The organism is Lysobacter sp. FW306-1B-D06B (assembly GCF_038446665.1).
Taxonomy (GTDB): domain Bacteria; phylum Pseudomonadota; class Gammaproteobacteria; order Xanthomonadales; family Xanthomonadaceae; genus Lysobacter_J.
Genome location: NZ_CP151802.1, coordinates 3,851,417 through 3,874,769 on the forward strand (window position 1 = coordinate 3,851,417; position 23,353 = coordinate 3,874,769).

Consider the following 23,353-nt stretch of genomic DNA (forward strand, 5'->3'; position numbering starts at 1 on the left):
GGCGCGCTCCCGGCACCGCGTTAGCGGGTCGCCGGCCGGCGTTCCGTGCTGGAGGTTCAGCTTCATGCTGGCCCGCGCACGTCACCATGCCGGGCGACGCGCAGACTAGCGGGCGGAGCGCACGCTACGCAGTGGCGTGAGTCATGGCAACCCTTTCGCTCCGCGGTGCATCACGACAGTACGGACCCGTCGCGCGTGGGACCGTTACTGCATGTGCCAGCCGTGGCTGACGACGAAGCTCTGGCCGGTGAATGCGGCGGTCGGGAATTCGGCGAGGAAGCGCACCGTGCGGGCCACGTCCTCCACGGTGGTGAAGATGCCGTCGACCGTGTTGCCCAGCATCACCTTGCTGACGACGTCGGCCTCGCTGATGCCCAGCTCCCTGGCTTGCTCGGGAATCTGCTTGTCCACCAGCGGCGTGCGCACAAAACCGGGGCAGACGACGTGGCTGCGCACGCCGTGCTTCGCCCCTTCCTTGGCGAGCGTGCGCGACAGCCCCAGCAGGCCGTGCTTGGCGGTCACGTAGGCCGACTTCAGAGGCGAAGCCAGGTGCGAGTGCACCGAGCCCATGTAGATGACGGTGCCGCCGCGGCTGCTGCCATCGGGCTTCTTGCCGTACATGTGCGGCAGCACGGCTTTCGTGGTCAGGAAGGCGCCGTCGAGGTGGATCGCCAGCATCTTCTTCCAGTCGGCATGGGCGAACTGCTCGATGGGATTGACGATCTGGATGCCGGCATTGGAGACGAGGATGTCCACGCCGCCGAAAGCCTCCGTCGCGCGCGCCACGCCTTCGTTGACGGCGGCTTCGTCGGTCACGTCCATGGCGACGCCCAGCGCCTTGCCGCCGGCCGCTTCGATCTCGCTGGCGACCGCCTGCGCGCCCTGCACGTTGAGGTCGGCGATCACCACATGCGCGCCGGCGCGGGCGAGTTCGAAGGCGATTTCCTTGCCGATGCCGCTGGCGGCACCGGTGATCAGCGCGGTCTGGCCTTCGAGGGCGCGGGGCTGGGGGCTCATGCGTGACTCCTGTGCGATGCGAACCGGAACGCGCTCGACGGCGCGCGACGCAGTGTGTCGGCGCCCGGCCGGCGCCGCCATTGCCCGATGGTACGGGACGGGTATGACGCGGCGATTCGCTCTCAGCCGTCGTTCCCGCGAAGGCGGGGTCTGTTGGGCCGCCGAACGGCGGCACTATCCAGGCCTGTGCGATATCACGCTGGACTCATGCCGTCCCGCTTCCGAGCGTTGGATCCCCGCCTTCGCGGGGATGACGACACTGCCTAGGAGCGTTCGAACGCCCGGGGCCCGGCTTTCACCGGATGACGGACGCGGCGACGTGCCGCGCTGACTGTCGTGCGTCGTGCCAGCGCGGCCCAGGCTTCAGCGCTTGGCTGCCTTCTTTGCGCCCTTCTTCGCACCGGCCTTCTTGGCGCCGGCCTTTTCAGCCTTCTTGGCACCGCTCTTCTTGGCGCCGGCCTTCTTCGACTTGGCGGCCTTGGCGGGCTTTTTCTTCGCCGGGGTCTTCGGCTGGAGCATCGTGCCGGTGCAGTTGCGCGAACCGCAGCGGCATTCCCAGATCTTCTTCAGCTCCGGGGTGTGCTTCTCGTCCAGGGTGATGCCGTAGTTGTACGACAGCTCCTCGCCCGGCTTGATCTCGCGGATCGCCTCGATGAACACGCGATCGCGGGTGCGGTCGTCGCCGTCGTCTTCTTCCAGCACGGCCTCGCAGTTGGGCGAGCAGCTGTGGTTGATCCAGCGTGCAGTGCCGCCTTCGTAGTTCGCGTCGATGACGTATTCATCGTTCAGCGTGAACAGGAACGTATGGCCGGAATCGATGTCCCCGGCGGCGTCGGCGTCTACCTGCGCGTGCGTGCGGCGACGGCCCTTGTATTCGACGACGCGCTCGCCCTTGGCGATCGGGGCGACGGCGAAGACACCGTTGCCGTGGATGGCGGAACGACGGGCGACGATCTTGCGCGGCATGCGGGAATCCGGATCTGGGAAAGCGGACATTCTGTACGGATCGGCGCGACATCGCCATCGCGACTGTGTCACGAAGACGAAGATGCGACGCGATGCCCGCACGTTCGCGCCGGTTCGGTACCGTGCCCCTCCGGCGAACCTGAACCGGATGCGCTTTCCAGCACCCTTGGCCGCGGCGGCGCGAAACCGTACAATTCCGGTACGGATTGAACTTCCCCACCCCCATGCTCCGCGTCACCAAGCTCACCGACTACGCCACGGTCGTCATGACCGTCCTCGCCCACGGCGAAGATTCCGTGCTCAGCGCCTCGGAACTCGCCGAGCGCGCGGGCCTGGAGGCCACGACCGTGGCCAAGGTCCTCAAGCCGCTGGCGCAGGCCGGCCTGGTGGAAGGCTTCCGCGGCGCGAACGGCGGCTACCGCCTGGCGCGTCCGGCCGATGACATCGGCCTGATCGAGATTGTCGAAGCCATGGAAGGGCCGCTGGGCATGACCGAGTGCAGCGTCCACACGGGTAATTGCGGCCTGGAGCAGTCCTGCGGCGTGCGCGCCAACTGGCGGCGCATCAACGATGTGGTGGTGGAGGCGCTGCGCGGGGTGACCCTGGCGCAGATGCTCACCCCGCCCCCACCCAATGAACCACCCGGCAGGCAGATCGACCTGCGCCTGGCTTGACGAGTAGGCAGCCCCCATGGCCACCGAAATCCTAGAAAACCGCGAGATCCACGAGCAGCTCGGCCGCAAGTACGAGGCCGGCTTCGTCACGGACATCGAATCCGACAGCCTGCCGCCCGGCCTCAACGAGGACGTCATCCGCGCGCTCTCGGCGAAGAAGAACGAGCCGGAGTGGATGACCGAGTGGCGCCTGGCGGCGTACCGGCATTTCCTGACGATGCCGATGCCGCACTGGGCCAAGCTCAACATCGCGCCAATCGACCTGCAGGCAGTGAGCTACTACTCCGCGCCGAAGGCCAAGTACGCCTCGCTGGACGAGGTGCCGCAGGAGCTGCTCGACACCTACGAGAAACTCGGCGTGCCGCTGCACGAGCGCGCCAAGCTGGCCGGTGTCGCGGTGGACGCGGTGTTCGACTCGGTCTCCGTCGGCACGACCTTCCGCAAGGAACTGGCCGAGAAGGGCGTCATCTTCTGCTCGCTCTCCGAGGCGCTGCACGAGCACCCGGAACTGGTGAAGAAGTACCTCGGCACCGTCGTGCCCACCGGCGACAACTACTTCGCCGCGCTGAACTCGACCGTGTTCTCCGACGGCAGCTTCGTGTTCATCCCCAAGGGCGTGCGTTGCCCGATGGAGCTGAGCACCTACTTCCGCATCAACGCGATGGGCACCGGCCAGTTCGAGCGCACGCTGATCGTCGCCGAGGAAGGCAGCTACGTTTCCTACCTGGAAGGCTGCACCGCGCCGATGCGCGACGAGAACCAGCTGCACGCGGCCGTGGTGGAACTCGTCGCGCTGGACGATGCGGAGATCAAGTATTCGACCGTGCAGAACTGGTACCCCGGCGACGAGAACGGCGTCGGCGGCATCTACAACTTCGTGACCAAGCGCGGCGAATGCCGCGGCGCGCGCAGCAAGATCAGCTGGACGCAGGTGGAGACCGGTTCGGCCATCACCTGGAAGTACCCGTCCTGCGTGCTGCTGGGCGACGACTCGGTCGGCGAGTTCTACTCCGTCGCGCTGACGCACCACCGCCAGCAGGCCGACACCGGCACCAAGATGATCCACGTCGGCAAGCGCACCAAGAGCAAGATCATCAGCAAGGGCATCAGCGCCGGTCGCGGCCAGAACACCTATCGCGGCCTGGTGAAGGTGATGGGTGGCGCCGAAGGCGCGCGCAACCATACGCAGTGCGACAGCCTGCTGATCGGCAAGAAGTGCGGCGCGCACACCTTCCCGTACATCGAAGTGAAGCACCCGACGGCCACCGTCGAGCACGAAGCGACCACCTCGAAGATCAGCGAAGACCAGCTGTTCTACTGCCGCTCGCGCGGCATCGGCGAGGAAGACGCGGTGTCGATGATTGTCGACGGCTTCTGCAAAAGCGTCTTCCGCGAACTGCCGATGGAGTTCGCGGTGGAAGCGAAGAAGCTGCTGGAAGTGAGCCTGGAAGGCTCCGTCGGGTAATCCCCTTCTCCCGCTTGCAGGAGAAGGGTTCAAGAACAACTCGGAAACGAACATGCTGAAGATCGAAAACCTCCACGTCACCGTCGCCGGCAAGGAGATCCTCAAGGGTCTCTCGCTCGAACTCGAGCCGGGCAAGGTGCACGCCATCATGGGCCCCAACGGCGCGGGCAAGTCCACGCTGGGCAACGTCCTCGCCGGTCGCGAAGGCTACGAGGTGACGGCCGGGAGCGTGACGTTCGAAGGCCGTGACCTGCTGGCGCTGGAGCCGGAAGAGCGCGCCGCCGGCGGCGTGTTCCTGGCGTTCCAGTACCCGGTCGAAATTCCCGGCGTGAACAACACCTACTTCCTGCGCTCGGCGCTCAACGCCCAGCGCAAGGCGCGCGGCGAGAAGGAACTGGACTCGATGCAGTTCCTCAAGCTCGTGCGCGAGAAGCTCGCCGTGCTGCACCTGAAGGACGAACTCCTGCACCGCGGCGTCAACGAAGGCTTCTCCGGCGGCGAGAAGAAGCGCAACGAGATCTTCCAGCTCGCGCTGCTGGAACCGAAGCTGGCAATCCTGGACGAGACCGACTCGGGCCTGGACATCGATGCGCTCAAGGCCGTCGCCGACGGCGTGAACGCGCTGCGTTCGCCCGATCGCGCCTTCCTCGTCATCACGCATTACCAGCGCCTGCTCGACTACATCAGGCCCGACGAGGTGCACGTGCTGGCCGACGGCCGCATCGTCGAGACCGGCGGGCCGGAACTCGCGCTGGAGCTGGAGCAGCACGGCTACGCGTGGGTGAAGGAGCGCATCACTCCGGCGGCGAGTGCCTGACATGAGCGCCTTGCTCGACTCCTTCGCGACTGCCTTCGATTCGCTCGCCGCGCGCGATGCCGCCGGCCTGGGCGCCAGCCGCCGCGCCGCGCTCGATGCCGTCCTGCGTGACGGAATTCCGCACGCGCGGGTGGAAGCGTGGAAATACACGCCGCTGCGCTCGCTGGAACGCCGTGCGTTCGTAGTGGCGCCGGCAGGCATTCCGACGTTCGATGACGCATTGCTGGCGGCGATTCCCGGCCCGCGCATGGTCTTCGTCAACGGCCGCTTCGACGCCGCGCACAGCGATCTTTCCGGCTTGCCTGCCGGTGTGACGCTTCAGCCGCTCTCGCGCGTGCTGATCGAAGGCGAGCCGCGTGAAGCGAACTTCCTCGCCCGCCGCTTCGACCGCGCCGACGAAATCTTCGCGCGCCTCAACGCCGCACTCGCCGATGACGGCGTCGTGCTGCGCGCTCACGCGAACGCGCGGATGGATACGCCGATCCACCTCGTCTTCATCGGCGCTCCGGCGCAGGCCGACGAGGCCTGGCACCTGCGCCATCTGATCGAGCTGCGCGACGGTGCGTCGCTGGCCGTCGTCGAGCATCACATCGCAACGGATGCGCACCAGCACCTCGCCAACAGCCTGATGCATGTCCACCTGGGCACGAACGCGGTGCTGCGTCACGCACGCGTCCAGGACGAAGGCGCCGGCGCGACGCTGATGGCACGCAGCGACGCCGTGCTCGCCAAGGATGCGGCCTACCATCGGCTCGACCTCGAGCTCGGTGCGGGCCTGTCGCGCCATGAGCTCAACGCCGCGCTGCACGGCAACGGCGCACGCCTGCACGCCAACGGTGTGCTGCTCGCGTCCGGCAAGCGTCACCTCGACACGCGGCTGGGCATCGACCACGTCGGTCGCGACACGGCATGCGACCTCACTTGGCGCGGCATGGCGGCGGGCCGCTCCAAGGCGGCCTTCCACGGCGGCATCCTGATCCGCGAAGGCGCCGACGGCACCGCCGCGAACCTGTCGAACAAGAACCTGCTGCTCAGCGAAGGCGCCGAGATCGACAGCCAGCCCGTGCTGGAGATCCACGCCGACGAAGTGCAGGCCGCGCACGGCGCCACCGTCGGCCAGCTCGATACGACCGCGCTGTTCTACCTGCGCAGCCGCGGGTTGCCGGCCGAACAGGCGCGCTCGCTGCTGACCGCAGCCTTCTGCCGCGAAACGCTGGCCGTGTTCGCACCGGGCGACGCCCTGCGCGCCGCACTGGAAGCCCGCCTCGACACCGCGCTGGCCCGACTGGGCACCGTCTGACTGGAGCACGCATGAACCTGCCCGCCGCCGAATCCGCGTCCGCCATCGACTGGGCCCGCGTCCGCGCGGATTTCCCGCTGCTCACGCGCCAGGTCCACGGCAAGCCGCTGATCTACTTCGACTCGGCCAATACCGGACAGAAGCCCGAAAGCGTGATCGAAGCGGTCGATGACTTCTATCGCCGCCACAACGCCAACGTCAGCCGCGCGGTGCATGCGCTGGGCACCGAAGCGACCGAAGCCTACGAGGGCGCGCGCACGAAGCTGGCGAAGTTCCTCAACGTGCGCGGCGACGAACTCGTGCTGTGCAGCGGCACCACGTTCGCGCTGAATCTCGTCGCCTACTCGTGGGCACTGCCGCGCCTGCAGCCGGGCGATGCGATCGTGCTCACGCGGATGGAGCACCACGCCAACATCGTGCCGTGGCAGTTGGTCGCACAACGCACGGGCGCGACGATCAAGGTCGCGGAGATCGACGAGCGCGGCGAACTGGATCTTGCGCAGCTGTATTCGCTGCTCACTCCGGAAGTGAAACTGCTCTCGCTCACGCACGTGTCGAACGTGCTGGGCACGGTGAATCCCGTTCGCGAGATCTGCCGCGAGGCCCGCAAGCGCGGCATCGTCACCGCCATCGACGGCTCACAGGCCGCGCCGCATCGCGCGCTCGACATCGCGTCCATCGGCTGCGACTTCTATGCCGTCACCGGGCACAAGATGTCCGGCCCCACCGGCACCGGCGCGCTGTGGGCACGCCGCGAGCATCTGGCCGCGATGCCGCCCTTCATCGGCGGCGGCGAGATGATCAAGGAAGTGCGCTTCGAGGGCACGGTATTCAACGACCCGCCGCATAAGTTCGAGGCCGGCACGCCGAACATCGCCGGCTTCGTCGGACTCGGCGCCGCGGTCGACTATCTCTCGACGCTGGGCATGCACAACGTCGAGACGCGCGAGCAGGAATTGCTGGCCCACTTCAACGAAGCGGTTTCTTCCGTCGAGGGCCTACGCATCTTCGGCCAGGCGCGCGAGAAGGCCGCGGTGGTGAGCTTTCTGATCGAGGGCGCGCACGCGCACGACCTGGCGACACTGCTCGACCTGGAGGGCGTGGCGATCCGTTCCGGCCACCATTGCGCGCATCCGCTGATGCAGCATTTCGGCGTGCCGGCGACATGCCGCGCGTCCCTCGCCTTCTACAACACACACGAAGAAATCGAAGCCTTCGTTACCGCCCTGCGCAAGGTGCGTAAACTGCTCGCATGAACACCACTGTCGATACGCCGGCACGGCCCGGCCTGAAATTCCGCAACGCCACACATGCCGACATCGATGCGCTGGTCGCGCTCGTGGAATCGGCCTACCGTGGCGACGTGAGCAAGCAGGGCTGGACGACCGAGGCGGACATGCTCGGCGGCCGCCGTACCGGCCCGGACGATATCCAGGCGTGCATCGATCGTCCGCGCAGCGTCATCCTGATCGCCGAGCGTGCGGATGCAGAGCTGATCGCCTGCGCACATGTAGCCGAGGAGAACGGCGCGGGCTACTTCGGCATGTTCTCCGTGTCGCCCACGCAGCAGGGCGGCGGCATCGGCAAGCAGGTCATCACCGAGGCCGAGCGCCTGGTTCGCGAAGACTGGTCGTTGCCGGCGATGCGCATGACCGTCATCGACATCCGTGACGAGCTCATCGCGTTCTACGAGCGCCGTGGCTATCGCCGCACCGGCATCAAGAAGCCCTTTCCGTACGGCGACGAGCGCTTCGGCGTTCCCAAGCGCGACGACCTGCGTTTCGAGGTGCTGGAGAAGTCGCTGTGAGCGACAACTGGGTCTTCGTCTGCGCCACATCGCAACTGCTCCCTGGTGAGCGCACCGTGGCCTGGGACGGCGATACACCGATCCTCGTCGTCAACTACGACGGCGATTACTACGCGCTCGAGGACAAGTGCTCGCACGAGGACTTCGAGTTGTCCGCCGGCAATTACGACGGCGACGAGGCCACGATCGAATGCGTCCTGCACGGAGCGAAGTTCGACGTGCGCGATGGGCGCGCACTTTGCGCGCCCGCTTACGAGCCCGTGCTGAAGTTTCCGGTGAAGGTCGACGACGTCGGGATCTGGACGCGGGACGATCGCGGCTGATCCATAGCCCTGCCACGCAGGGTTGAATCTGCTCCGGCCCGATGGGCCAGGCCCGTTGTCTTCCTGTGCCGCGCACGCGGCCCCTGGCGGAATGGCGCAACCAGGCACCGGGCCGGATTGCGCGACGCGCCCGCGCCAAGGCGGAGCGACTTCTTCTTTCGATCACGGCCCTCCGCGGGCGCGTGCGCCTTCGTTTTCTCCTTGTTTCATGGGCTGTGCCATGCCGGTCGGTTCCGGCCGGTGAGGCGCTTTGAAGGTGCCGCTCGTCCGGGCGCGTTCACTTTTCGTTGCAAATGAGAATCCCTCTCATTACCATTCAACGCCGAACCGCGGCCGTGCCGCCTGACCTCTCCCCCAGGGATTCCCATGCACAACAGGAAGTTCGTCGTCTCGCCGCTCACCGGCGCCCTTGCCCTCGCGATCGCCGCTCCCGTTCTGGCCGATCCGGCCGGCGAGGCTGCCGACGCGCGCAACCTGGACAAAATCGAAGTCCACGGCGAGTACGTCGAGAAGCCCTCTTCGGTGAAGTACACGCAGCCGCTGCTCGACACGCCGCAGACCATCACCGTGGTCACCCGTGACGTGATGGACCAGCAGAACCTGATCGGCCTACGCGACGTGCTCAGCACCCTGCCGGGCATCACCTTCGGCGCGGGCGAAGGCGGCGGCGGTTACGGCGACAGCATCACGCTGCGCGGCTTCAACGCCAACAGCGACATCACCACCGACGGCGTTCGCGACAGCGCGCAATACACGCGCACCGACAACTTCAACCTGGACGCCGTCGAACTGATCAACGGCGCCAACTCGGTGTACTCGGGCGCAGGCTCGGTGGGCGGCAACATCAACCTGGTCAGCAAGGTCGCACGCAGCGGCGACTTCACCGTGCTGCAGGCGGGTGCGGGCACCGACAGCTTCGGCCGCCTCACGGTGGACAGCAACACGGACCTGGACAACGGCACCGCCGTGCGCGTCAACGCGATGGTGCACCAGAACGACGCCCCGGGCCGCGACCGCGAGACCTTCGAGCGCTGGGGCTTCGCGCCGTCGGTCGCGTTCGGCCTGGACGAGGACACGCGCTTCACCGCCAGCTACTTCCACCAGAGCGACGACAACATCCCGCAGTACGGCGTGCCGTTCTTCAGCGCGTTCGGCGGGCCGCTGCCGGGCGTGGATCCGAGCAACTACTACGGCTACCACAACGTCGACCGCCAGAAGATCGACATCGACATGGTGACCGGCGTGTTCGAGCACGACTTCAGCGAGAACACCACGCTGCGCAGCCTGGCGCGCTACCAGCAGGTCGAGCAGCTGAGCATTGTCAATCCGCCACAGGGCACGTGGTGCCTGGCGAATGGAACCAATCCGGCGGGCGGCGCCTGCTCGGTCACGGTCAACGGTGCGCTGGTCCGGGTTCCGCCGGACATGTACCAGCCAACGGGTCCGCGCGGCAACACGCGCGACACGCGCAACACCATCGCGATCAGCCAGACCGACCTGACCACGCGCTTCCAGACCGGCTCGGTGAAGCACTCGCTGGTGACGGGCGTGTCGATCTCGCAGGAGAACTTCGACCTCGACACCGGCAACGTGCTGCGCACCGCCAACGGGACGATCGTGCCGTTGCCGCTGATGTCGTTGCCCAACCCGGATTCGACCTACCTCGGGCCGATCAACTACATCCGCAGCAGCACGAGTGAAGGCAAGCTCGATAACCAGGCCATCTACGTGTTCGACACGCTGGAGTTCAACGACCAGTGGATGTTGAACCTCGGCGCCCGCTACGAGCACAATGAAGGCGACACCGTTTCGTACACGTACAACACGACCGCCGGCAGCCCGCTGCTGGGCCGCCCCACGGCCGTGACCGTGGGCGAAAACAAGGACGATCTGTTCTCCTACCGCGCGGGCCTGGTCTTCAAGCCGGTCGAGAACGCCAGCCTGTATCTGTCGTACTCCGACAGCAAGACGCCGTCGAAGGCGTCGGTCAACGGCACGTGCACCCCGGTCAGTTCGACCACCGGCGCCACCGGCACGGCCAATTGCAATGTCGATCCGGAAACCGCGGTCAACATGGAATTCGGCGGCAAGTGGGACATCAACAACCGCCTGGCGCTGACCGGCGCGGTGTTCCGCAACGAGCGCGAGGACTACAAGGTCGCCGACCCGGGCAATCCGGACAATCCGACCGGCGAGCAGCAGCTGGACGGCAAGGCGCGCGTCGACGGTGTCACGCTCGGCGCGGCCGGGCGCCTCACCCATGACTGGTCGATCTTCGCCAACGTGACCTGGCTCGACAGCGAAGTGCTGCAGGGCGTGTCCGACTTCTGCCGCGCCCATCCGTCGACCGCCTGCGCCAACACGCCCGCCAATCCCGATCCGCTCAAGGGCCTGCCGATCACCGGCACGCCGGAGCGCTCGGGCAGCCTGTGGACCACGTACGACCTGCAGCAGTGGACCTTCGGCTACGGCGTGACGTACATGAGCAACTACGACGTCTACACCGGCAACGGTGCCAACATCGCCGAGGTGAAGGGCTTCACCACGCACCGTGCGATGGTCGGCTACGACATCAACGAGCGCTTCGCGCTGCAGCTCAATGTCAACAACCTGTTCGACAAGGAGTACTACACGCGCATCCGCAACAACGGCTGGGCGACGCCCGGCGATGCGCGCTCGGTGGTGCTGATGGCCACCTACAGGTTCTAATCACGCTTCACCCAGGCCACGCGACGCCCGGCCCCGCCGGGCGCTCGCATGAAGGAATGCCCGATGCTGCTGCAGGTTCCGCAAGTCCTCACCGCCGAACAGGTGGCCCATTGCCGGGACCGCCTGCGGCAGGCCGGCTGGGCCGACGGCCGCATCACCGCCGGCCACCAGTCGGCGATGGCCAAGGACAACGCGCAGCTGCCGGAGAACGATCCGGTGGCGCGCGAGTTGGGCGGGCTGATCCTCGAGGCGCTGGCGCGCAACACCACGTTCTTCTCCGCGGCGCTGCCGCAGCGGATCTATCCGCCGCTGTTCAACCGTTACGGCGGCGGGCAGTCGTTCGGTTTCCACGTCGACAACGCGATCCGCTACGACCGCAGCCGCGGCGGTGCCGATCCCATCCGTACCGATCTTTCGGCCACGCTGTTCCTCAGCGATCCGGACGATTACGACGGCGGCGAACTCATCATCGAGGACACCTACGGCGTGCAGCGCGTGAAGCTGGCGGCCGGCGACATGGTGCTCTACCCGGGCACTAGCCTGCACAAGGTCACGCCGGTCACGCGCGGCGAGCGCGTGGCGTCGTTCTTCTGGATCCAGAGCCTGCTGCGCGAGGATGCGCAACGTCGGCTGATGTTCGAGCTCGACGTCTCGATCCGCCGCCTGACCCAGGACGTGCCGGAGCATCCGTCGCTCGTGCAGCTCACCGGCATCTACCACAACCTGCTGCGCCGCTGGGCCGAGCCCTGAGGCGCGCGTGGGTCCTTCTTCCGCACCGCAGGATCTGGTCGCGCAGCAGCAGCGCCGTGGCTTCTGGCTGCGCACGCTGCATTCCTGGCACTGGATCAGCTCCGCCATCTGCCTGATCGGCATGCTGCTGTTCGCCATCACCGGCATCACGTTGAACCATTCGGCCGCGATCGAGGCGAAGCCGGACACGCTCACGCGCAAGGTCGAGATGCCGGCTTCGGTGTTGCGTGCGCTGGGCAAGCGTGAGGACGGCAACGCGCCGCTGCCGGGCACGGTCAGCGACTGGCTCAACGACGTGCTGCCGGTGTCGATCGGCGCGCAGCCGGCGGAATGGTCGAGCGAGGAGATCTACCTGTCGCTGCCGCGTCCCGGCGGCGATGCATGGCTGAGCATCGACCGCGAAAGCGGCGCGGTGGAGTACGAGCGCACCAGGCGCGGCTGGATCGCCTACCTCAACGACCTGCACAAAGGCCGCAACGCCGGTGCCGCGTGGCGCTGGTTCATCGACGTGTTCGCGCTGGCCTGCCTGGTGTTCTGCGTGACGGGCCTGTTCCTGTTGCAGATGCACGCGCGACAGCGGCGCATGACCTGGCCGTATGTCGCGCTCGGGCTCGCATTGCCGGTGTTGCTCGCCCTCCTCTTCATCCACTGAACCTGCTTACTTTCAAAATAAGGGAGTTTCCATGCGCGTCCAACTGACCATCGCGCTGAGCGGACTGCTCGCGTTGCCGGCCTACTCGGCCGAGATCGACGTCAACGTGCAGATCCCCCAGCTCAACGTCGCCGAATACCACCGTCCGTACGTGGCGATCTGGGTCGAGGGCGCCGACCAGAAGGCCGCGGCCAACCTCGCCGTGTGGTACCAGCAGAAGGCCACCAACGAAGGCGCCGGCACCAAGTGGCTGCCCGACCTGCGCCAGTGGTGGCGCCGCAGCGGTCGCACGCTGAAGGTGCCGGTGGACGGCGTGACCGGTCCGACGCGCCCCGTCGGCACGCATGCGCTGAAGTTCGGCAGCCAGCATCCGGAGCTGGGCAAGCTCCCGCCCGGTGAGTACACGCTGGTCGTGGAGGCCGCGCGCGAAGTCGGCGGCCGCGAGCTGCTGAAGATTCCCTTCACCTGGGGCGGCGCCAGCGCCGGCAAGGCGCAGGGCACGTCCGAACTCGGCCTGGTCACGCTGGCCAGCAAGCCCTGATCCCGCTGTCATCCCTGCGAAGGCGATCCAACTCGAAGACGCATCACGCCCGACGCGAGGCGTGAACTCGCGCAACGATGGATCCCCGCCTTCGCGGGAATGACGGCAGAACGCGAACACACATCCACTTACGCAGGAGCATCGCAATGAAGCCGACCCTGAAGCTCGCCGCGCTCGCGCTGGCCCTTTCCCTTCCCTTCGCCGCGCAGGCACACAAGGCGTGGCTGCAGCCGTCGCAGACGGTGCTGGCCGGCAACAATCCGTGGGTGACGGTGGACGCGGCCGTGTCCAACGACCTGTTCTACTTCAACCACGTCCCGCTGAAGACCGACAACCTCGCCATCACCGCGCCCGACGGCAGCACCGTGACCGCGCAGAACGCCGCCACCGGCAAGTACCGCACGGTGTTCGACGTCGAGCTCAAGCAGACCGGCACGTACCGCATCGGCGTGGTCAACAACTACGTCACCGGCAGCTGGGAAGACGCGAACGGCCAGACCAAGCGCTGGCGCGGCACCGAGGCGACCTTCGCCACCGAAGTGCCCAAGGACGCGAAGAAGCTGCAGGTCGGCCAGTCGGTGAGCCGTGTGGAAACCTTCGTCACCAGCGGCTCGCCGAACGAGACCGCGCTCAAGCCCAGCGGCGTGGGCCTGGAGCTGGTGCCGGTGACGCATCCCAACGACCTGTTCGCCGGTGAGGAAGCCAGGTTCCGCTTCCAGATCGACGGCAAGCCGGCGGCGAACCTGGATGTGGAAATCGTCCGCGGCAACACGCGCTATCGCAACGCGCAGGACGAGCTGAAGGTGAAGACGGATGCCAAGGGCGAGTTCGTCGTGACCTGGCCGGAAGCCGGCATGTACTGGCTCGAAGCGAATTCCGAAGACAACAAGACCACGGTCAAGCAGGCCAAGCAGCGCCGCCTGGGCTATGTCGCCACGCTGGAAGTGCTGCCGCAGTAACGAAGACGCAACACGCAGTGGCCACGCACGCATCCGCAACGCAGCCCGTCCCGCGCGCCGTCGACATCCTCGGCGGTGCGACGATGGGCACGACCTGGTCGGTGAAACTCGCCGCGCCTCGCAACGCCGACCTGCATGCCCTGCACGCGGGCATCCAGTCGCGTCTGGACGACGTGGTCGCGCAGATGAGCAACTGGGAGGCCGGCTCGGACCTGAGCCGGTACAACGCGTCGGACGCGGGCTCGTGGCACGCGCTGCGCGATGACTTCTGGACGGTGCTGTCGTGCGCGCTCGACATCGCACACGCCAGCGGCGGCGCGTTCGACCCGACCGTGGGGTCGCTGGTGGACGGATGGGGCTTCGGCCCGCCCAGCGCGGGCGCGGGCGCGGGCGCGTCCGCGTTCGCGTTCTCGCCCGAAGCCGCACGCGCCCACGTGCAGTGGCGGCGCGTGATCCTGGATCCGGCGCAGCGCCGGGCGTTGCAACCGGGCGGCACACGGCTGGACCTGTGCGCGATAGCCAAGGGTTTCGGCGTGGACGCCGTGGCCGCCCATCTGCGCGCGCAGGGCATCGACGCGGCGCTGATCGAAGTCGGCGGCGAACTCTACGGCTACGGCCGCAAGCCCGACGGCGCGCCATGGCGGGTGATCGTGGCAGGCTGGTCCGGCGACGAGGACGATGCGAACGAAGCGCGCGTGCTGGCGCTGGATGGCCTGGCGGTCGCGACGTCGGGCGATCGTTGGCACCGACGCGAGCACGAAGGCCGCGCGATCAGCCACACACTCGACCCGCGCAGCGGGCATCCGGTCGTGGATGCGCCGGCCGCGGTCACCGTCGTCGCCGCCGATGCGATGCGGGCCGACGCCTGGGCGACGGCGCTCACGGTGCTCGGCATGCACGATGGCTTCGACGCTGCATGCGCGAACGGGCTCGCGGCACGCTTCGTGGACACGCGCGGCGACGCCGTGACCGAACGCATGACACCTGCCTTCGAAACCCTGTTGCACGCATGAACACCGATTCTTCACTGAAGACCTGGCTCGGCAACGGCTTCGTGCTGGCGATGCTGCTCGCCTTCGTGCTCGTCTTCGGGCGCTGGCAGTCGGGGCCGTGGTGGATCGCTTCGCCGCGCGCGGGGAGCTGGGTGCTGGCGACGCTGGTGGTGCTCGCCTTCCTCGGCCTGTGCACGGCCACATGGCTGCGCGTGCGCGAGGAACGCGCCGCCGCGCGCGTCGACCCGGGCAGCGGCGAGGATGCGCTGCTCCTCGCGTGGGCGAGCCAGACCGGATTCGGGCAGCAGCTCGCCGAACACACGGCGCAGGCGCTGCGCGGCGCCGGGATGGACGTGCGCCTGCTGCCGCTGCATCGCATCGATGCCACCGTGCTGCAGACGCATCGGCGCGCGCTCTTCATCGCCAGCACGACGGGCGAAGGCGATCCGCCGGACCATGCGCTTGGATTCACCCGGCACGTGCTCGGCCAGTCGATGGCATTGGCCGGGCTGGAGTATGCGGTGCTCGCACTGGGCGATCGCGCCTACGACCGCTTCTGCGGTTTCGGTCGGCGACTGGACCAGTGGCTGCACCACAACGGCGCGCAGCCGTTGTTCGATCGCATCGACGTCGACGCCGGCGACGCGGGCGCGCTGCGCCACTGGCAGCATCGCCTGGGGCAGCTCGCCGGCCATGCGGAGCTGGCCGACTGGAGCGCACCCGAATACCGCCCGTGGCGCCTGCTGGAACGCCAGTGGCTCAACCCCGGCAGCCTCGGCGGGCCCGCGTATTACCTCGCCCTGGTGCCGGCGGATGCGCGCGATCTGACGTGGCAGGCGGGCGACATCGCGGAGATCGGGCCGTGCCATGCGCCGGCCGATGTCATGGCGTGGCTGCTTGCGTCCGGCCAGGATGGAACGGCGGACATCGAGCGCGACGGCGACACGCTGGAGCTTGCGACGCTGCTGCAGCACTCGCGTCTGCCGGAACCGGCGAGCGTGCGGGGTCAGTCCGCGCAGACCGTGGCCGACGGCTTGCAGGCGTTGCCGCATCGCGAGTATTCGATCGCCTCGCTGCCCGCCGACGGCAGCCTCCAGTTGCTGGTCCGCCAGATGCGCCATCCCGACGGCCGCCTGGGCAGCGGAAGCGGCTGGCTCACCGCGCACGCGGACGTCGGAATGCGTATCGACCTGCGCATCCGCCGCAACGCGGCTTTCCATCCGCCGCAGGACGACCGGCCGATGGTGCTCATCGGCAACGGCACGGGCCTGGCGGGCCTGCGTGCGCACCTGAAGGCGCGTGCTGCTGCGGGCCATCATCGCAACTGGCTGGTGTTCGGCGAACGTCAGCGCGCGCACGACTTCCATCATCGTGACGAGATCGAAGGCTGGCTGCGCGACGGCCATCTGCAGCACCTGGACCTCGCCTTCTCCCGCGATGGTGCCCAACGCACCTACGTGCAGGACCGTCTGCACGAACAGTCCGCGCGCCTGCGCGAATGGATCGCCGACGGCGCGGCGGTCTACGTCTGCGGCAGCCTGGAAGGCATGGCGCCGGCGGTCGATGCCGTGCTGCGCGAGACGGTCGGCCTGGATGCGCTGGAAGCCATGGCCGCCGAGGGCCGCTACTGCCGCGACGTCTACTGATGTCGACGAGCGAAGCCCACGCGCGAAGCCCCGTGGCTGGCAGCGGGCCCTGGGACCACGCGACATCCCCACGACACCCGATCGCTTGCACGACCGGGCAGCACGCGACTCAGCCCTCAGCCACCGGCTCGATGCGGATCAGCAGCAGTTCGCCACCGCCGTCGATGACGTGACGCAGGCGCAGCTCCCCCGCCTCGAAGAACGCCGTATCGCCCGCCGACATCGCCGGCAATCCCGATTGGTCTGCGAACTCCGCCTGCCCCGCCATCAGGTGCGCCACCCAGGTCGTGCCCGGTTCGGCGAACACCACCATCGGCCCCACCAGCGGGCGATGCCAGAGTGCGGCGCGGACGCGGTCGCGACGCCACATCAGATTGAAGTCGTGCGTGGGGCCGTCGATGAGTTCGCCGACGACCCTGCGCTCGCCCGCGAAACGCAGGCGATCGTGAGGCGGATGAAGCTCGTGTGTCTCGCCATCCTCGAAGCGCAGGCGCACACCGTTGCCGCTGAGCAGCACCAGCTCGCGATCGACTCCCGGGAATGCGGAGAACTCCGCGTCCCGCTCGATCTCCGCGATCGACAAACGCCAATCCCAGGGCGCGTCCGGTTCGGCGTCAGGCAGACGGCCGGCGTGGATCTCGCGCGTCCATCCCAGCTGGTTGCGCCAGCGTTCGCGGCGGTATTCGTTGGCGGGAACCACCCGCGAGCGGCTGCGTTGCTCGTTGGACATCGGCACGTCCGGAAGTCGTTGCCGCACAGTCTAACGGCGGCATCTTCCGCACGAGGCGTCATCGCACGGCCGGCCCGGCGCGCCGGATCGCGCCGGACCGGCAGCGCTCCCCTTAACGCCTGACCGGGGCGGCCGGTTGCTTGGCCGCCGCAGCATTCGCCGTCGGCGCCGGCTTGGCGGCGGCCGACGCCGCCGCCGCGCCTCCGGCGAACACGATGCGGTCCTTGTTCTTCTCCACCGTCTTCAGGCCGATGCCCGGCACCTGGGCCAGCTGGTCGGCGCTGCGGAACGGCCCGTTGGTCTTGCGGTAGGCGACGATGGCCTCGGCCTTGCTCGGGCCGATGTTGACCAGCACGCGGTCCAGCGTGGCGGCATCGGCGGTGTTGACGTTGACGGTCTCGGCCGCGACGGCCGGGGCCGCGAGCAGCAGCGACAGCAACAGCGCGCGGGCGAAGTTCGCGAGCGACGGGACGGCAATGGATTTCATGGCGACTCCTGGGGGCCCACGTGGGGCCCGTCGATGTGGAAGGACTCCCGCCGGCGAGATGCGCGGCGGCCATGAAAGTCTCCATACCCTCCCGGATGCGTCGTATCGGCCAAGGCGCCGATCGCACGAAGGAAGCGGCCGCAACCTTGCGTAGGTGCGTTCCCAAGGTGTGTCGGGGCATTTCCCACCGGGTTCGGAACCTTCCGTGGCATGGGTAGGGGGTCGGCCGGGTGCCGCGGAGGCGTAAACTTGTCGTCCCCCGCACGAATCGAGGCGCTCTCCGCCATGGACATCAGCAAGGTCGACCGCTACGTCGGCGACAAATGGGACGACGAGATCGTTCCCCAACTCGTCGAGTACATCCGAATTCCCAACAAGTCCCCGATGTTCGACGCCGACTGGGTCAAGCACGGTTACATGGACGATGCGGTCAAGCTGATGGAAACCTGGGCGAAGGCCCAGCCGATTCCCGGCATGCAGGTCGAAGTGGTGCGTCTGGAAGGCCGCACGCCGCTGATCTTCATCGACATCCCCGCCGCCAATGGCGGACGCAACGACGATTGCGTGCTGCTGTACGGCCACCTGGACAAGCAGCCGGAGATGACCGGCTGGGATCCGGAGTTCGGTCCGTGGAATCCGGTCATCAAGGGCGACCGCCTGTACGGTCGTGGCGGCGCCGACGACGGTTACGCGATCTTCGGTTCGCTCACCGCCGTGCTGGCGTTGCAGGAACAGCAGCTGCCGCATGCGCGCTGCGTGATCCTGATCGAAGCCTGCGAGGAATCCGGCAGCTACGATCTGCCCGCCTACGTGGATCATCTTTCCGATCGCATCGGCAAGCCGTCGCTGGTGGTGTGCCTGGACTCGGGCTGCGGCAACTACGAGCAGCTGTGGTGCACGACCTCGCTGCGCGGCCTGGCCGGCGGCAACTTCACGGTGAAGGTGCTGGAAGAAGGCGTGCATTCGGGCGATGCGTCCGGCATCGTGCCGTCGAGTTTCCGCCTGCTGCGTCAGTTGCTCTCGCGTCTTGAAGATGAAACCACCGGCAAGGTCCGCGTCGAGGGCCTGTATTCCGAGGTTCCCGCCGAACGCCTGGCGCAGGCGCGCGAAGCGGCGAAGGTGCTCAACACCGCGATCTTCGACAAGTTCCCGCTGCTGCCCGGCATGACGCCGATGGCCGACGACCTCACCGAGCTGGTGCTCAACCGCACCTGGCGGCCGGCGCTGTCGGTGACCGGCGTGGACGGCATGCCGGCGCTGGCCTCGGCCGGTAACGTGCTGCGTCCGTACACGTCGGTGAAGCTCTCGCTGCGCCTGCCGCCGACGCTGGACGGCAAGAAGGCCGGCGAACTGCTCAAGGACGTGCTCACCCGCAATCCGCCCAACGGCGCGAAGGTGACGCTGGACCTGGAGAAGTCCTCCACCGGCTGGAACGCACCGGCGCAGTCGCCGTGGCTGACCAACGCGATCGACGCCTCCAGCCGCGAGTTCTTCGGCAAGCCCGCGATGTACATGGGCGAAGGCGGCTCGATTCCGTTCATGGGCATGCTCGGCGAGAAGTTCCCCGGCGCGCAGTTCATGATCACCGGCGTGCTCGGCCCGCACAGCAACGCGCACGGTCCCAACGAGTTCCTGCACATTCCGATGGGCAAGCGTGTGACGGCCTGCGTGTCGCGCGTGATCGCCGAACACCACCACGCCAGCCTGCGCGGGGAGACCACCGGCGCGTCGGTCGCACCGGACAGCGGCGACCGCCACGGCGGGCACGGCTGCTGCTGATTCCATCGGCGGCACGCTCAGAAAAGCCCTCGCTTTGGCGGGGGTTTTTCGTTTGCTGCCGTAGCATGCCTGCCGTTCGTCGGGCATTCCGGCGGATGTGTGCCGAAGCGCTACGATGCCTCGGCATCACCCACCTCAGGAGGACGCCATGGGCAGTCTGCTCTACACGATCATCATCGGTGCGGTCATTGGTGTGCTGGCCCGCTTCTTCAAGCCGGGCGCGGATCCGATGGGCTGGATCCTGACCATCCTGCTCGGCATCGTCGGCGCGTACATCGGCAGCCTGCTCTACGCCCGCGGCGGCATCATCGGTTTCGCCATTTCCATCGCCTGCGCGGTCGCGCTGTTGTTCCTGTATGAGCTGGTGCGCAAGAAGCGCGCCTGATCCGACGGTGGTTCGCAAGAACGAAAAACCCCGGCTTCGCGCCGGGGTTTTTCTTTGTACGTGCTCGTTGGGAGCACGGCATGGCCGCGGCGGTGGTGCGGTGTGGATGCCGCCGTGAGCTGTCATTCGGGCGAACGTGAGTTGTCATTCCCGCGAAGGCGGGAATCCAACCGTCTGCGCCGTCATGTCCTCCGGAGGGCGTGAGGCTCGGAAAGTTGGGTCCCCGCCTTCGCGGGGACGACGCCATGGGGGCGAGTGCGGTGCAAGTGCCCATCCGCCCACTCCGCACCTCGTGCGAACCCGCGCCCGCACTGTCGCGCACGCGCCTCAGCCCAGCAGGCGGTCGATCACCTGCTGCGCCAGGCGCTCGGCGGAATCGGACACCGTGTCGAGCGTGAGCTCCGCCGCCTCCGGCACTTCGTAGGGCGAGTCGATGCCGGTGAAGTTGCGCAGCTGGCCGGCGCGCGCCTTCGCGTACAGGCCCTTCACGTCGCGCTTCTCCGCCACCGCCAGCGGCGTGTCGATGTAGACCTCGACGAACTCGCCCGGCGCGAACAGCTCGCGTGCCATGCGCCGCTCGGCGCGGAACGGCGAGATGAAACTCACCAGCACGATCAGCCCCGCGTCGCTCATCAACTTCGCCACTTCGGCGACGCGACGGATGTTCTCCACGCGGTCCTCGTCGGTGAAGCCCAGGTCCTTGTTGAGGCCGTGGCGCACGTTGTCGCCGTCGAGGATGAAGGTGTGGTAGCCCATCGCGTGCAGGCGCTTGTCGACCAGGTTGGCGATGGTCGACTTGCCCGAACCCGACAGGCCGGTGAACCACAGCACGCGCGGCTGCTGGCCCTTGATGCGCGCACGCGCGGTGCGGTCCACGTCCAGGTGCTGCCAGTGGATGTTGCCTGCGCGGCGCAGCGCGAACTGCAACGTGCCCGCCGCGACCGTCGCATGGGTCTGGCGGTCGATCAGGATGAAGCCGCCCAGCGTGCGGTTGTCCGCATACGCCTCGAACGCCACCGGCTGATCCAGGTACAGATTGCAGAAGCCGACCTCGTTGAGCTCCAGGTGCTTGGCCGCCAGCGCTTCCTGCGTGTTGACGTCGGTCTTGTGCTTGATCTCGGTGACGCTGGCGCTGACCGTGCGCGTGCCGATCTTCAGCCAGTACGGGCGCCCGGGCAGCAACGGCTGTTCGCCCATCCACAGCAGGTGCGCGGCGAACTGATCGGCGACCTGCGGCGGGCGGTGCGCGTGCGCGATGACGTCACCGCGGCTGATGTCCACTTCATCGCGCAGCGTGAGCGTGATGGCCTGACCTTCGCGCGCGAGGTCGAGGTCGCCGTCGGCGGTGACGATGCGCGCGACGTGCGAACGGCGGCCCGACGGCAACGCGACGACCTCGTCGCCGGGCCGCACCTCGCCCGCAGCGACGGTGCCTGCGAAGCCGCGGAAATCCTGGTTCGGCCGATTCACCCACTGCACCGGCAGGCGGAAGCCGATGTCCTGCGCATGGCGCGAGACGTCGACGGTTTCCAGGTACTCGAGCACGTTCGGCCCGGTGTACCACGGTGTGCGTTCGGAGGAACCCAGCAGGTTGTCGCCACGCAGCGCGGACAGCGGCACCGCCTGGACGTGTTCGATGCCCAGCTGCGTTGCAAGCTCGCGGTAACCGGCCTGGATCTCGTCGAACACCGCGCGGTCGTAGTCGACCAGGTCCATCTTGTTCACCGCCAGCAGCACATGGCGTATGCCCAGCAGCGAGACGATGTAACTGTGGCGCCGCGTCTGCGGCAGCAGGCCCTTGCGTGCGTCGACCAGCACCACCGCCACGTCTGCGGTGGACGCACCGGTGGCCATGTTGCGCGTGTACTGCTCGTGGCCCGGGCAGTCGGCGACGATGAACTTGCGCTTTTCCGTGCTGAAGAATCGGTACGCGACGTCGATGGTGATGCCCTGCTCGCGCTCGGCCGACAGGCCGTCGAGCAGCAGCGCGTAATCGATGTCGGCGCCCTGGGTGCCGTGACGACGGCTGTCTTTCTCCAGCGCCGACAGCTGGTCGTCGAACAACGCGCGGCTTTCGAACAGCAAGCGGCCGATCAGCGTGCTCTTGCCGTCGTCCACGCTGCCGCAGGTGATGAAGCGCAGCAGGCCCTTGGTTTCGTGGCGGGCGAGGTAGGCCGCTACGGCGGCCTCGGGATTCGGGATTCGGGATTCGGGATTCGAAACAGCCAAAGCCGAGTCCTCCGAAGCGCCCTGCGCTTTCGCCAATCCCGAATCCCCAATCCCCAATCCCGGCTTCATCAGAAATACCCCTCCTGCTTCTTCTTCTCCATCGACGCCGACGGATCGTGGTCGATCACGCGGCCCTGGCGTTCGGACGTGGTCGCCACGAGCATCTCGGCGATGATCTTCTCCAGAGTGTCGGCCTGCGATTCGATCGCGCCGGTGAGCGGGTAGCAACCCAGCGTGCGGAAGCGCACCTGCCGCAGCTGCGGCGTTTCGCCTTCGCGCAGCGGCAGGCGATGGTCGTCGACCAGGATCAGCGCGCCGTCGCGTTCCACCACCGGGCGTTCCGCCGCGAAGTACAGCGACGGCACCGGGATCTTCTCGCGGTAGATGTAGAGCCACACGTCCAGCTCGGTCCAGTTGGACAGCGGGAACACGCGCACCGATTCGCCTTTGTGAATGCGCGCGTTGTACAGGCTCCACAGCTCCGGTCGCTGGCTCTTGGGATCCCAGCGGTGTTGTTCGTTGCGGAACGAGAACACGCGCTCCTTCGCGCGCGACTTCTCTTCGTCACGGCGCGCGCCGCCGATGGCCGCATCGAAACCGTACTGGTCCAACGCCTGCTTCAGCGCCTGCGTCTTCATCACGTCGGTGTGCACGGTGGCGCCGTGGGTGATGGGGCCGATGCCCTGCGCCACGCCGTCGGGGTTGGTGTGCACGCGCAGCTCCACGCCGGTCTGCGCGGCGCGCTGGTCGCGGAAGGCGATCATCTCGCGGAACTTCCAGCCGGTGTCCACGTGCAGCAGCGGAATGGGCGGCGTCGGCGCCGGCGCGAACGCCTTGAGCAGCAGGTGCAGCAGCACCGAGCTGTCCTTACCGATGGAATACAGCATCACCGGATGCCGGAACTCCGCCGCGACTTCGCGCAGGATGTGGATGCTTTCCGCTTCGAGGCGGTCGAGGTGGCTCAGGTCCAGGGGCAGCGTCATCGGGTCTTGATCTTGCGGAACCGGGGTTGAAGGCCGGTTGCGGACAGTGTGCGCCGGCGACCGCTCTAGTGGAGCACATTGTAGGAACGGGGGCCTCGCGGCGCGGAAATAAGCCCCCGGCATGAGCGCATAACCCGACTTC

21 protein-coding genes and 1 pseudogene are annotated in these 23,353 nt (G+C 67.5%); 16 read left to right on the forward strand and 6 right to left on the reverse strand.

All coding sequences use genetic code 11. From position 1 onward, the window contains the following. Positions 1-204: 204 nt before the first annotated feature. Together AAFF32_RS17860 and AAFF32_RS17865 are read right to left on the reverse strand one after the other, a co-directional pair. Positions 205-1,017 carry a 3-hydroxybutyrate dehydrogenase gene (locus AAFF32_RS17860; RefSeq protein WP_216963293.1) on the reverse strand — a complete coding sequence of 271 codons (813 nt, stop codon included), beginning with the start codon at positions 1,015-1,017 and terminating at the stop codon, positions 205-207. Between the two features lie 504 nt (positions 1,018-1,521). Next, positions 1,522-1,983: pseudogene (locus AAFF32_RS17865) on the reverse strand (SET domain-containing protein-lysine N-methyltransferase); the annotation flags it as partial. A 224-nt stretch (positions 1,984-2,207) separates the two neighbouring features. Here AAFF32_RS17865 and AAFF32_RS17870 point away from each other — a divergent pair. The 14 genes from AAFF32_RS17870 (at position 2,208) to AAFF32_RS17935 (ending at position 16,618) form a co-directional block, all read left to right on the forward strand. After that, the gene (locus tag AAFF32_RS17870) at positions 2,208-2,657 is read left to right on the forward strand and encodes an SUF system Fe-S cluster assembly regulator (protein ID WP_216963298.1); all 450 of its coding nucleotides are present in this window, start codon (positions 2,208-2,210) and stop codon (positions 2,655-2,657) included. A 16-nt stretch (positions 2,658-2,673) separates the two neighbouring features. Beyond that, on the forward strand, positions 2,674-4,122 hold the full coding sequence (gene sufB, locus AAFF32_RS17875; protein WP_342315917.1) for a Fe-S cluster assembly protein SufB: 1,449 nt from the start codon (positions 2,674-2,676) through the stop codon (positions 4,120-4,122). Positions 4,123-4,174: 52 nt separating this feature from the next. After that, positions 4,175-4,939: a Fe-S cluster assembly ATPase SufC gene (gene sufC, locus AAFF32_RS17880; protein ID WP_216963304.1), complete on the forward strand. Its 765-nt coding sequence runs from the start codon at positions 4,175-4,177 to the stop codon at positions 4,937-4,939. 1 nt (position 4,940) lies between these two features. Further along, positions 4,941-6,239, forward strand: a complete 1,299-nt coding sequence (gene sufD / locus AAFF32_RS17885; protein WP_342315918.1) for a Fe-S cluster assembly protein SufD — start codon at positions 4,941-4,943, stop codon at positions 6,237-6,239. Between the two features lie 11 nt (positions 6,240-6,250). Further along, positions 6,251-7,495 (forward strand): cysteine desulfurase, encoded by a 1,245-nt coding sequence (locus AAFF32_RS17890; RefSeq protein WP_216963312.1) that lies wholly within the window; start codon positions 6,251-6,253, stop codon positions 7,493-7,495. Then, complete coding sequence (locus AAFF32_RS17895) at positions 7,492-8,046, forward strand: GNAT family N-acetyltransferase (RefSeq protein WP_216963315.1); 555 nt, start codon at positions 7,492-7,494, stop codon at positions 8,044-8,046. Before AAFF32_RS17890 ends, AAFF32_RS17895 begins: the two co-directional genes overlap by 4 nt. Next, positions 8,043-8,369 carry a non-heme iron oxygenase ferredoxin subunit gene (locus AAFF32_RS17900; protein WP_216963318.1) on the forward strand — a complete coding sequence of 109 codons (327 nt, stop codon included), beginning with the start codon at positions 8,043-8,045 and terminating at the stop codon, positions 8,367-8,369. The genes AAFF32_RS17895 and AAFF32_RS17900 overlap by 4 nt, the downstream gene beginning before the upstream one ends. Positions 8,370-8,735: 366 nt before the next feature. Continuing rightward, positions 8,736-11,078 carry a TonB-dependent receptor gene (locus AAFF32_RS17905; protein ID WP_342315919.1) on the forward strand — a complete coding sequence of 781 codons (2,343 nt, stop codon included), beginning with the start codon at positions 8,736-8,738 and terminating at the stop codon, positions 11,076-11,078. A 63-nt stretch (positions 11,079-11,141) separates the two neighbouring features. Then, positions 11,142-11,828 carry a Fe2+-dependent dioxygenase gene (locus tag AAFF32_RS17910; RefSeq protein ID WP_216963324.1) on the forward strand — a complete coding sequence of 229 codons (687 nt, stop codon included), beginning with the start codon at positions 11,142-11,144 and terminating at the stop codon, positions 11,826-11,828. Between the two features lie 7 nt (positions 11,829-11,835). Further along, positions 11,836-12,480 carry a PepSY-associated TM helix domain-containing protein gene (locus tag AAFF32_RS17915; RefSeq protein WP_342315920.1) on the forward strand — a complete coding sequence of 215 codons (645 nt, stop codon included), beginning with the start codon at positions 11,836-11,838 and terminating at the stop codon, positions 12,478-12,480. Between the two features lie 31 nt (positions 12,481-12,511). Continuing rightward, a complete protein-coding gene (locus AAFF32_RS17920) occupies positions 12,512-13,021 on the forward strand; it encodes a DUF2271 domain-containing protein (protein WP_342315921.1) in 510 nt (169 codons plus the stop codon). 146 nt (positions 13,022-13,167) lie between these two features. Continuing rightward, the gene (locus AAFF32_RS17925) at positions 13,168-13,980 is read left to right on the forward strand and encodes a DUF4198 domain-containing protein (protein ID WP_342315922.1); all 813 of its coding nucleotides are present in this window, start codon (positions 13,168-13,170) and stop codon (positions 13,978-13,980) included. 83 nt (positions 13,981-14,063) lie between these two features. Then, entirely contained in the window at positions 14,064-14,993 is a 930-nt protein-coding gene (locus tag AAFF32_RS17930) for an FAD:protein FMN transferase (protein WP_342317309.1), read from the forward strand. After that, on the forward strand, positions 14,990-16,618 hold the full coding sequence (locus AAFF32_RS17935) for a flavodoxin domain-containing protein (RefSeq protein WP_216963335.1): 1,629 nt from the start codon (positions 14,990-14,992) through the stop codon (positions 16,616-16,618). Before AAFF32_RS17930 ends, AAFF32_RS17935 begins: the two co-directional genes overlap by 4 nt. A gap of 109 nt (positions 16,619-16,727) precedes the next feature. On the opposite strand, the gene AAFF32_RS17940 is transcribed toward AAFF32_RS17935, so the two are convergent. Both AAFF32_RS17940 and AAFF32_RS17945 read right to left on the reverse strand, forming a co-directional pair. Beyond that, entirely contained in the window at positions 16,728-17,348 is a 621-nt protein-coding gene (locus AAFF32_RS17940; protein WP_342315923.1) for a HutD family protein, read from the reverse strand. 112 nt (positions 17,349-17,460) lie between these two features. After that, positions 17,461-17,835: a ComEA family DNA-binding protein gene (locus tag AAFF32_RS17945; RefSeq protein WP_342315924.1), complete on the reverse strand. Its 375-nt coding sequence runs from the start codon at positions 17,833-17,835 to the stop codon at positions 17,461-17,463. 285 nt (positions 17,836-18,120) lie between these two features. Between AAFF32_RS17945 and AAFF32_RS17950 the strand changes: the two genes are divergently transcribed. Both AAFF32_RS17950 and AAFF32_RS17955 read left to right on the forward strand, forming a co-directional pair. After that, on the forward strand, positions 18,121-19,614 hold the full coding sequence (locus AAFF32_RS17950) for a M20 family metallopeptidase (RefSeq protein WP_216963356.1): 1,494 nt from the start codon (positions 18,121-18,123) through the stop codon (positions 19,612-19,614). A 148-nt stretch (positions 19,615-19,762) separates the two neighbouring features. Beyond that, positions 19,763-19,999, forward strand: coding sequence for a GlsB/YeaQ/YmgE family stress response membrane protein (locus AAFF32_RS17955; protein ID WP_216963359.1), 237 nt, complete (start codon positions 19,763-19,765; stop codon positions 19,997-19,999). A 327-nt stretch (positions 20,000-20,326) separates the two neighbouring features. Here AAFF32_RS17955 and cysN read toward each other — a convergent pair whose 3' ends face one another. After that, positions 20,327-22,297 carry a sulfate adenylyltransferase subunit CysN gene (cysN, locus tag AAFF32_RS17960; protein ID WP_342315925.1) on the reverse strand — a complete coding sequence of 657 codons (1,971 nt, stop codon included), beginning with the start codon at positions 22,295-22,297 and terminating at the stop codon, positions 20,327-20,329. Beyond that, positions 22,297-23,211 (reverse strand): sulfate adenylyltransferase subunit CysD, encoded by a 915-nt coding sequence (cysD, locus tag AAFF32_RS17965; RefSeq protein ID WP_216963366.1) that lies wholly within the window; start codon positions 23,209-23,211, stop codon positions 22,297-22,299. The genes cysN and cysD overlap by 1 nt, the downstream gene beginning before the upstream one ends. Between the last annotated feature and the right edge of the window lie 142 nt (positions 23,212-23,353).

What these genes read in the sequence shown, in the direction of transcription:
- AAFF32_RS17860 (WP_216963293.1), bottom strand. Translation starts at nt 1,017, where the DNA reads ATGAGCCCCCAGCCCCGCGCCCTCGAAGGCCAGACCGCGCTGATCACC.
- AAFF32_RS17870 (WP_216963298.1), top strand. Translation starts at nt 2,208, where the DNA reads ATGCTCCGCGTCACCAAGCTCACCGACTACGCCACGGTCGTCATGACC.
- sufB (WP_342315917.1), top strand. Translation starts at nt 2,674, where the DNA reads ATGGCCACCGAAATCCTAGAAAACCGCGAGATCCACGAGCAGCTCGGC.
- sufC (WP_216963304.1), top strand. Translation starts at nt 4,175, where the DNA reads ATGCTGAAGATCGAAAACCTCCACGTCACCGTCGCCGGCAAGGAGATC.
- sufD (WP_342315918.1), top strand. Translation starts at nt 4,941, where the DNA reads ATGAGCGCCTTGCTCGACTCCTTCGCGACTGCCTTCGATTCGCTCGCC.
- AAFF32_RS17890 (WP_216963312.1), top strand. Translation starts at nt 6,251, where the DNA reads ATGAACCTGCCCGCCGCCGAATCCGCGTCCGCCATCGACTGGGCCCGC.
- AAFF32_RS17895 (WP_216963315.1), top strand. Translation starts at nt 7,492, where the DNA reads ATGAACACCACTGTCGATACGCCGGCACGGCCCGGCCTGAAATTCCGC.
- AAFF32_RS17905 (WP_342315919.1), top strand. Translation starts at nt 8,736, where the DNA reads ATGCACAACAGGAAGTTCGTCGTCTCGCCGCTCACCGGCGCCCTTGCC.
- AAFF32_RS17910 (WP_216963324.1), top strand. Translation starts at nt 11,142, where the DNA reads ATGCTGCTGCAGGTTCCGCAAGTCCTCACCGCCGAACAGGTGGCCCAT.
- AAFF32_RS17920 (WP_342315921.1), top strand. Translation starts at nt 12,512, where the DNA reads ATGCGCGTCCAACTGACCATCGCGCTGAGCGGACTGCTCGCGTTGCCG.
- AAFF32_RS17925 (WP_342315922.1), top strand. Translation starts at nt 13,168, where the DNA reads ATGAAGCCGACCCTGAAGCTCGCCGCGCTCGCGCTGGCCCTTTCCCTT.
- AAFF32_RS17930 (WP_342317309.1), top strand. Translation starts at nt 14,064, where the DNA reads ATGGGCACGACCTGGTCGGTGAAACTCGCCGCGCCTCGCAACGCCGAC.
- AAFF32_RS17935 (WP_216963335.1), top strand. Translation starts at nt 14,990, where the DNA reads ATGAACACCGATTCTTCACTGAAGACCTGGCTCGGCAACGGCTTCGTG.
- AAFF32_RS17940 (WP_342315923.1), bottom strand. Translation starts at nt 17,348, where the DNA reads ATGTCCAACGAGCAACGCAGCCGCTCGCGGGTGGTTCCCGCCAACGAA.
- AAFF32_RS17945 (WP_342315924.1), bottom strand. Translation starts at nt 17,835, where the DNA reads ATGAAATCCATTGCCGTCCCGTCGCTCGCGAACTTCGCCCGCGCGCTG.
- AAFF32_RS17950 (WP_216963356.1), top strand. Translation starts at nt 18,121, where the DNA reads ATGGACATCAGCAAGGTCGACCGCTACGTCGGCGACAAATGGGACGAC.
- AAFF32_RS17955 (WP_216963359.1), top strand. Translation starts at nt 19,763, where the DNA reads ATGGGCAGTCTGCTCTACACGATCATCATCGGTGCGGTCATTGGTGTG.
- cysN (WP_342315925.1), bottom strand. Translation starts at nt 22,297, where the DNA reads ATGAAGCCGGGATTGGGGATTGGGGATTCGGGATTGGCGAAAGCGCAG.
- cysD (WP_216963366.1), bottom strand. Translation starts at nt 23,211, where the DNA reads ATGACGCTGCCCCTGGACCTGAGCCACCTCGACCGCCTCGAAGCGGAA.